The following is a 9,329-nucleotide window of genomic DNA, read 5'->3' on the forward strand; positions in this document are numbered from 1 at the left end:
CCGCCCCCAGTCCCTCGCAACCATCGCACTAACCTCCGCGCTCCGCCCCCAAAATCCAAAAAGTGGCGGGTTCCGATTCCACCGAATCGCACCCGCCACTATCATTATTCAACTGCAGTTGCCAACGCTACTTTGCCTTTGACCCCGCCCGGGCCTTATCGCGCTCCAGCATGGGTCCGAGGTACTGGCCGGTGTAGCTCTCCTTGACCGCCGCAATATCCTCTGGCGTACCGGTGGCAACGACGGTACCACCGCCATCCCCACCTTCAGGGCCCAAATCAATCACCCAGTCCGCGCACTTAATTACGTCCAAGTTGTGCTCAATCACCAGCACCGTGTTGCCCTCATCAACTAACCGTTGGAGGACACCCATCAAACGGCCGATATCGTCCGTGTGCAGCCCCGTGGTGGGCTCGTCCAGAATGTAGAAGTTCTTACCGGTACTCTTCTTCTGTAATTCGCTCGCCAACTTCATGCGTTGCGCCTCACCACCGGACAAAGTCGTCGCCGACTGACCCAAAGTGACGTAGCCCAAACCGACATCAACGATGGTCTGCAACTTCCGCGCAATCTTCGGAATCGGCGCAAAGAACTGCACCGCTTCGTTGACCGTCATGTCGAGGACTTCCGAGATGTTCTTACCCTTGTAGGTCACTTCGAGCGTTTCGGAGTTGTACCGGCGACCATGACAAACCTCACACGGTACGTAAACGTCAGGCAGGAAGTTCATCTCAATCTTGATGATCCCGTCACCCTTACAGTTTTCGCAACGGCCACCCTTGACGTTGAAGCTAAAACGCCCCTTCTTGTACCCGCGGAGCTTGGCTTCGTTCGTCTGCGCAAACAGCCCCCGAATGTCATCAAAAACACCCGTATAGGTCGCCGGGTTGCTCCGCGGTGTCCGACCAATAGGTGATTGGTCAACGTCCACCACTTTTTCCAGGTTTTCCCAACCGGTCACCGAACGGTAAGTACCTGGCTTATTGGAGTTATGGTTCAGCTTCTGTTTGAGCACCCGCTTCAGGATGCTGTTCACCAAAGTCGACTTACCGGAACCAGACACCCCCGTCACGGCCACCAGTTTGCCCAGTGGAAAGCTGACGTTAATGTTCTTCAGGTTGTGTTCCTTAGCACCTTTGATTGTAATCTGCTCGCCGTTGCCCTTCCGGCGCTCAGTTGGTACGGGGATAAATTTGGCACCCGACAAGTACTGTCCTGTCAGGGACTTCGGGTTAGCCTCGACCTCCGCCGGCGTACCTGCGGCCATGACGTGGCCACCATTTTCGCCGGCGCCAGGGCCAATATCAATGATGTAATCCGAGGCCCGCATGGTGTCTTCGTCGTGCTCCACCACAACCAAAGTGTTACCCAAATCGCGCATCTTTTTGAGTGACCGAATGAGTCGGTCGTTGTCCCGCTGGTGTAACCCAATGGATGGTTCATCAAGGACGTACAGTACACCCGATAGGTTCGAGCCAATTTGCGTGGCTAACCGAATACGTTGGGCCTCACCACCAGAAAGCGTGCCGGCTGCACGGGAAAGCGTGAGGTAATCCAACCCGACGTTAATCATGAACGTGAGACGATCGACCACCTCTTTGACAATCGGCTGGGCGATGACGGTGTTCTGCTCGCCCAAAGTAATGTGCTCAAAGAATGGCAGGGCGTCCTTAATGGACAAGTCGCTAACCTCGGCGATGTCCTCACCCTCAACCTTCACGGACAGGGCGGCACGGTTCAGCCGCTTACCGTGACACGATGGACACGGCAAAGCGGTCATGTACATGCGCATCCGTTCCGTGTTGAACGCGCTGTTGTCGGCGTGGTAGCGCCGGTCAATGTTGTTGACCACACCCTCAAAAGTGGTGTCCAAATCACGCACACCACCAAAATCGTTTTCGTAGTGGAAATGGAAAGTCTGATCACCGTTACCGTACAAAACGATGTTCTGCTGGGCCTCCGTTAAGTCATCAAACGGGACGTCCATCGGTACGCCAAAGGCCGCGCACGCCTGCGCTAACAGGTTGGGATAATACTGCGTGCTAATTGGGTTCCACGGCGCGATTGCCCCCTGTTCCAGGGTCAGGCTACGGTCAGGGACCACCAAATCGATATCCACGTTCAACTTTTCACCCAGACCATCACAGACTGGGCAAGCACCAAACGGCGCGTTGAAACTAAACAGTCGCGGTTCAACCTCGCCAACAGAGAATCCACAGATGGGACATGAGTAATGCTCGGAAAAGATGAGCGGCTCACCGTCAATGACGTCAACGTTGGCGTAGCGTCTGACAGCCGTAGCGCGGATTCCAGGGAATCAAACAGTCGGGAGCGAACTTCGTCTTTGACCACAATCCGGTCAACCACGATATCAATATCGTGGAACTTGTTCTTATCCAGCTCAAACTGGGGGTCCACGTCAACAATCTCCCCGTCGACCCGCATCCGGACATAACCTTCCCGTTGAATCTTGGCAAAGACCTTTTTATGCGCGCCCTTCTTGTGCCGTACCACCGGACTCATCACCTGAATGCGGCTACGCTCAGGCAACGCCATCACCCGGTTGACCATCTGTTCAACCGACTGGCTTTCAATCTTCGTGCCGTCGTTCGGACAAATCGGCGTACCGACACGAGCCCAAAGTAGGCGCAGGTAGTCGTTAATTTCGGTGACCGTGCCCACGGTACTCCGCGGGTTCTTCGACGTGGTCTTTTGGTCAATCGAAATTGCGGGCGAAAGGCCATCAATGGAGTCGACGTCGGGCTTATCCATCTGCCCTAAAAACTGCCGGGCGTATGAAGACAAGCTTTCAACGTAGCGCCGCTGCCCTTCGGCATACAGCGTATCAAAGGCCAGCGAGCTCTTCCCCGACCCCGACAGGCCGGTAACCACCACCAGTTTGTCCCGGGGGATGGTCACGTCAATATCCTTTAAGTTATGACTACGTGCACCGTGAATTACAATTTGATCATTTGCCAAGTTATTTACCTCTATATATTTTACCGGGGGGCGTAACGCACCCACCATACGACGTCTTGCACCGCGACCCTACTTGGCGGCCTCGAGCTCCAGAATAGTGTCACGCAGACTAGCGGCCTGTTCAAAGTCGAGCTTCTTGGCGGCCTGCTGCATCTGTTCGCGTAGGTTCTTCACCAGCTCTGCCCGGTCCTCTTTGGACATGTCTTCCATATCCACCTGGGTCACACTCTTGCCCGCATCATCATCCGTCGACTTCGCAACCGCGCTGATGGCGTCACGAATCGGCTTCACGATGGTCTTCGGTGTAATGCCGTGGTCCTCGTTAAACTTCTCTTGAATCGTCCGTCGCCGCTGGGTTTCGTTAATCGCCGCCTCCATGGAGTCAGTCATCTTATCGGCATACATGATGACTTTACCATGCTCGTTACGGCTGGCACGACCAATTGTTTGAATCAGTGACCGCTCGGCGCGCAGGAACCCTTCCTTGTCCGCGTCCAGAATGGCAATTAACGATACTTCCGGCACGTCGATCCCTTCACGCAACAGGTTGATCCCGACCAGAACGTCAAACTTACCCAAACGCAAATCCCGGATAATCTGGGTCCGCTCCAGCGTCTTGATGTCGCTATGCAAATACTTGACCTTGATGCCCATTTCTTTGAGGTAGTCCGTCAGGTCCTCGGCCATCTTTTTGGTCAAAGTCGTGACGAAGACCCGCTCGTGCTTCTCGACCCGCACGTTGATTTCGGAAACAAGGTCATCAATCTGACCCATGATTGGTCGAATTTCAATAGTAGGATCCAGCAACCCGGTCGGCCGAATAATTTGCTCAGCAACATCCTTTTCGGGTACGCGCTCCATTTCGTACGGACCGGGCGTCGCCGAGACGTACAAAATCTGGTTGACGTGCTGCTCAAACTCGTTAATTTTCAGCGGCCGGTTGTCGAGCGCGCTAGGCAGACGGAACCCGTAGTCAATCAAAACCTGCTTCCGCGCGCGGTCACCGTTGTACATCCCCCGCACTTGCGGCATGGTCACGTGGCTTTCGTCGACCATGATCAGAAAATCCTTCGGGAAGAAGTCCAGGAGTGTATATGGTGGTTCACCAGGCTTGCGGCCGTCCATGTGCCGCGAGTAGTTTTCAATCCCGCTGGTAAAGCCCATTTCCCGCAACATTTCAATATCGTAGTTGGTGCGCTGCTCCAAACGTTCAGCTTCCAGCAGCTTCCCACCATCACGCAGCTCCTTGAGTCGCGCATCGAGTTCCGCACTGATGCTGTCAATCGCCCGTTCCATCTGGTCTTCATTCGTCATAAAGTGGGTGGCCGGGAAAATTGCCACGTGGTCGCGCGTACCCAGCACTTCACCGGTCAACGCGTCGACTTCGGTAATTCGGTCAATTTCATCCCCAAAGAACTCAACCCGGATGGCGTGATCGTCCGTGTTGGCCGGGAAGATCTCCACCACGTCACCACGAACGCGGAAGCGCCCGCGCTGAAAATCGATGTCGTTGCGGTCATACTGAATATCCACCAGTTTGCGCAACAACGCGTTACGGTCAATCTCCAAGCCAGGGTGCAAACTAATCAAGTGGTCAAAGTACTCCTTGGGGTCACCTAAACCAAAGATGGACGAAACCGACGCCACAACAATGACATCACGCCGCTCCAGCAACGCGCTGGTCGCCGCATGCCGCAGTTGGTCAATTTCATCGTTAATGGAGGAGTCCTTCTCGATGTAGGTATCGGAGCTCGGAACGTACGCTTCGGGTTGGTAGTAATCATAGTAAGACACAAAGTACTCGACCGCGTTGTTCGGGAAGAATTCCTTGAACTCACCGTACAGCTGGCCAGCCAACGTTTTGTTGTGGGATAGGATCAAAGTCGGGCGGTTCAACTGGGCAATGACGTTGCTCATGGTGAACGTCTTCCCGGTCCCGGTAGCGCCGAGTAGAATCTGCTCCTTTTCGCCCCGTTTGAAGCCATCGACCAGTTGCTTAATGGCCTGCGGTTGGTCCCCCGCAGGTTTGTATGGCGACTGTAAGTCAAATACCTGCTCGTTTTGTTCTGCCATGACAACTTCCTCCTCACGGTACCCGTCAATAAATTGTGCGCGGATAACTATTTTTATCCACCAACGGCAAAAATAGAGCGTCGCGGCAGGATGCCCTAACGCCACGCTCTATTACTTAGCCAAACTATTGGTGCCCTAATACTCTGGACTTATTTTAGCATAGCGAACATACTTTCGCTAGTCTGCTTCCACCTGCGCAATTGTCTCCGCGGTGATGGCCTTGAGGTGGCTCTTATCCGCAAAGTTTTCGTGCAACATGTCCGGCAGAATGTGGTCCAAGAAATACTGCACGGACGCCAGCTCACGAAACTGCAAAATGGTTTTCAGACTCTCACGGTATATATCCAGAAAGACCGACTCAGGATTACCCTTCTCAATCTCGCCAAAGCCTTCATACATCAGGTCCACCTTATCGGCTACGCTCAGAATCTTGCCTTCCAGGGTATCATCTTTGCCTTCGCCCAGACGGCGACGATACGTATCCTGGAACTCACTGGGGATTTCACCAACAATAAAGTTTTCCGTCATTGACTCCTCAACGTCAGCCAACATGGAACGCAACGATTTGGTCGCGTATTTGACGGGCGTCTTGATGTCACCAATGAACCGTTCTGTGTAGTCGTGGTTGAGCGACTTTTCGTAGAGCCGTTGCCAATTGACCTGATTGCCGGCGTGTTCCTCAATATCGCCCAGCATCTGGGCGATGGACGCGACTTTGAAACTGTGCGCGGCCACACTGTGCTCCTCGTACTTGAAGAACCCGGGTGCACGCCGCAAAGTTTCTAGGTTCGTCAAACCCGTAATGTATTGATGTAACCCCATATTTGTCCCTCCTCTATCCGTACCACTCTAGTATACTCTCTGCGTCCAGTCCCACAGCTAAATTGCCTCATAGGATAACACACCGCATCGCTAATTACTATTCGCGGATCAATTAGTGCGCCCCAGAGTAGCAAAAGGGCCCCACGCAAAGCAGGGCCCAATGACTATCAACATCAATTTTTATTCAGCATCAGCCGCAAAGGCGTGCAGCGCATCCGCATAGCTGGCCAACTTAGCGTTAGCCGCCTGCTCGCTGTCACCCTGGACCCCAATGTAGAACTTAACCTTGGGCTCCGTCCCGCTTGGCCGAATGGCAATCCAGGTGCCGTCGGTCAGGTAGTACTTCAACACGTCGGATTGTGGCAAAGTCAGGGTGGTTGTATCCCCCGCCTGCGTACGGGCCTGACCACTCAGGTAGTCTTCCGTCCGCTCGATTGCCGTGCCCGCAAAGTCGGTTGGGGCCTCCTCACGGAACTTCGTCATCAGTGCCGCCATCTTCTTTGGCCCGGTTAACCCGGTGAATTCAAGCGACGTGGTCCGTTCGGAGAAGTAACCGTACTGTTCGTACAGGTCGTGGAGGCCATCAGCCAGCGTCTTGCCCTGTTCCTGGTAATACGCAGCCACTTCAGCCAACAGCAACGTTGACTGAACGGCATCCTTGTCCCGAACAAACGGCTTGATCAGGTAACCGTAGCTTTCCTCGAAGCCAAAGAGGAAGGTGTGGTCGTGATTTTGTTCAAAGCCGGCGATAGCATCGCCAATGAACTTAAACCCGGTTTCTACCGTAATCATTTCCACGCCGTAGTCAGCACAAATCTTGTCGGCCAGTTCCGTAGAGACGAAACTCTTGATGACCGCGCCATCGGCTGGCAGCGTCCCCGCCTGCTTCTTTGCCTCAAGGATGTAGTGTAACAAGAGGCTAGCAATTTGGTTACCGGTCAACAGGTGGTAGTCATCGCCGATTCGTACCGCGGCGCCCAGACGGTCCGCGTCGGGGTCAGTGGCGATGAGCAGGTCCGCGCCGATGCGGCGGCCTTCCTGAATGGACAGGTCAAAAGCCTCGGGGAACTCTGGGTTCGGGTGGGTCACCGTAATGAATTCGGGATCATAGATGGCCTGTTCCTTCACCATACTGAAGTTGGCAAAGCAGCCCGTTGTAACGAACGCATAACGGGGAACTTACCGGTACCGTGAAGTGGCGTGTAGACCAGTTTCATCGTAGCGCCCACACGCTTAACCAAATCATGGTTAATTGTGACCGTGGCCACGTTGTCCAGGTAATCTTGGTCAACATCCTCACCAATCAACCGCATCAAGCCACTGGCACGCAGGTCTGACTCGTTCGCGCGTTCAATGCTGAATAAGTCGGTAACCTTACGTACGTAAGTGGTGATTTTATCTGAGGCTTCTGGTGGCAGCTGCCCACCGTCAGCGCCGTACAGCTTGTAGCCGTTGTACTGTTTAGGGTTGTGACTGGCAGTAATCATGATACCGGCAAAGGCGTGGAGGTCACGCACCGCAAATGACAGCTCCGGCGTTGGCCGTAAACTGTCAAATACGTAGGTTTTGATACCCACGGCGCCCAGTACGAGGGCTGCGACGTGCGCGAACATCTCGGAGTTGTGGCGGGAGTCAAAGCTGATGGCTACCCCAGCCTGCTTTGCGTCATCCCCCAACTCATCCATGTAACGCGCAAGGCCTGCAGTTGCTTGGGCAACGGTGTACTCGTTGAAGCGGTTGATCCCCGCACCATAAGTCCCCCGCATGCCGGCAGTACCAAAGGACATCGGTACCGCAAAGGCGTCTTCACGAGCCTCATCGTCTTTGGCCAACCGGGTCATGTCCGCGCGCAATTCCGGCGACAGGTGATCCTGCGCCGCCCACAATTTGTATGTATCTTCAAAACTCATTGAATCCCAACCTCGTTTCGTATTAGTGACGTCTAACCGCCAACTGAAATGACAACATCCTTATCATACCAGATGAATCCGCTTTCGTAACGCCGCTTTGTGCCCACAACGCTTTTTTTTAATGAAATCGAAATACAGTTTGACCATTACCATTGGTATATACCAATGGTAGCACTAACCACCCGTTGAAGGCCACACCAACAAAAAAAAGGTTGGCCCGTCATAAAACGGTCCAACCTTTAAACGTCTGTATATTGGGCGGTATTCCTACTGGGCGGTTGCCGCCAAGTCCTTATCCGCTAAGTCCTGGATGTAGGTGAAAGCGCCCTGACCGGCCAGGCCCCCTTCGCCAACTGCCGTAGCAATTTGACGCAGGTTCTTCGCCCGAACATCACCGATAGCAAAGACGCCGGGTACACTCGTCTTCATCTGGTCGTCAGTAATCACCCAACCATTGTCGTCGAGCACACCCAAACCAGCAAATGCATCCGTCATGGGCTTAATCCCCACGTAGATGAACACACCCTTGGCGTTCAGCTCGTGGTCCTCGCCCGTAACCTTGTCGCTGTATCGCACACTGGTAATAGCGTCGCCATCACCCTTAATTTCTTCAAAGTTAGCGTTCCACACAAACTTCATCTTGTCGTTAGCAAAGGCGCGCTTCTGCAGGATGGCCTGTGCGCGCAGTTGGTCGCGGCGGTGAATCACCGTCACGCTCTTAGCCATCTGGGTCAGGTAAACACCCTCTTCGATTGCGGAATCACCACCGCCGACCACGACGACGTCCTCATCCTTGAAGAAGGCACCATCACACACGGCACAGTACGATACACCCTTACCGGCGTAGTCATCCTCGCCGGGTACGCCAACATGACGGTGTTCCGCACCCGTAGCAATGATGACTGCTTGGCGGTGTAATCACCGTCGTCAGTGTGGATGGTTTTCGTGTCACCGTTGTCCTCAACGCTAGTGACGTTGCCATAACCGTACTCGGCGCCAGAATTAGTGGCGCTGGCGTACATCTTTTCACCCAAATCGGGACCGAGAATGGAGGTAAACCCCGGGTAATTCTCAATCGCAGCCGTGTTGTTCATTTGGCCGCCGTAAATACCACGGTCCAACATCAACACGGAGAGGTTTGCCCGTGAAGCGTACAGGGCGGCGGTCATCCCACCAGGGCCCGCACCGATAATAATTACGTCATATTCCTTTGCCATGCGTTTCATCCCTATCCCTTAGTAATTCCACTTACGTTTTGTAAGTTGCTAACGTTAATATACATGCATTCTACCAAAAAGTAAAGTCGTTGCCCATGCCTCGGGCTAATAAATGTTAGAGAGCGGAGCAAACCAGTGTTGGGAACAGCAGCGTAGGTCGGGACGGTGAGCTGCGGCTTACGTGGGGTGCTCCGCGGAGGTCGAAGGTTGGGTGGGTACGAACGCGTGGGTGGCTTTGGGACTGCAGCTTACGTGCCCTACGCCGTAGATTGCTACACCCGCACGCTCCGGCCGTGCCGGCCTCCCACGAATTTTTGAGCTTGAGCAT

Annotated in this window: 2 protein-coding genes and 3 pseudogenes; all 5 read right to left on the minus strand. The window is 54.0% G+C overall.

The window, feature by feature from the left end; genetic code table 11:
* Positions 1-127: 127 nt before the first annotated feature.
* Positions 128-2,979 (minus strand): annotated as a pseudogene (gene uvrA, locus JCM12539_RS07205) (excinuclease ABC subunit UvrA).
* A 69-nt stretch (positions 2,980-3,048) separates the two neighbouring features.
* Complete coding sequence (uvrB, locus tag JCM12539_RS07210; RefSeq protein WP_054650346.1) at positions 3,049-5,052, minus strand: excinuclease ABC subunit UvrB; 2,004 nt, start codon at positions 5,050-5,052, stop codon at positions 3,049-3,051.
* Between the two features lie 177 nt (positions 5,053-5,229).
* On the minus strand, positions 5,230-5,874 hold the full coding sequence (locus tag JCM12539_RS07215) for an HD domain-containing protein (protein WP_054650348.1): 645 nt from the start codon (positions 5,872-5,874) through the stop codon (positions 5,230-5,232).
* Between the two features lie 180 nt (positions 5,875-6,054).
* Positions 6,055-7,784: pseudogene (locus tag JCM12539_RS07220) on the minus strand (phospho-sugar mutase).
* Positions 7,785-8,051: 267 nt separating this feature from the next.
* Positions 8,052-9,001 (minus strand): annotated as a pseudogene (trxB, locus tag JCM12539_RS07225) (thioredoxin-disulfide reductase).
* Between the last annotated feature and the right edge of the window lie 328 nt (positions 9,002-9,329).

This window comes from Lacticaseibacillus pantheris DSM 15945 = JCM 12539 = NBRC 106106 (genome assembly GCF_001311175.1).
Taxonomy (GTDB): Bacteria; Bacillota; Bacilli; order Lactobacillales; family Lactobacillaceae; genus Lacticaseibacillus; species Lacticaseibacillus pantheris.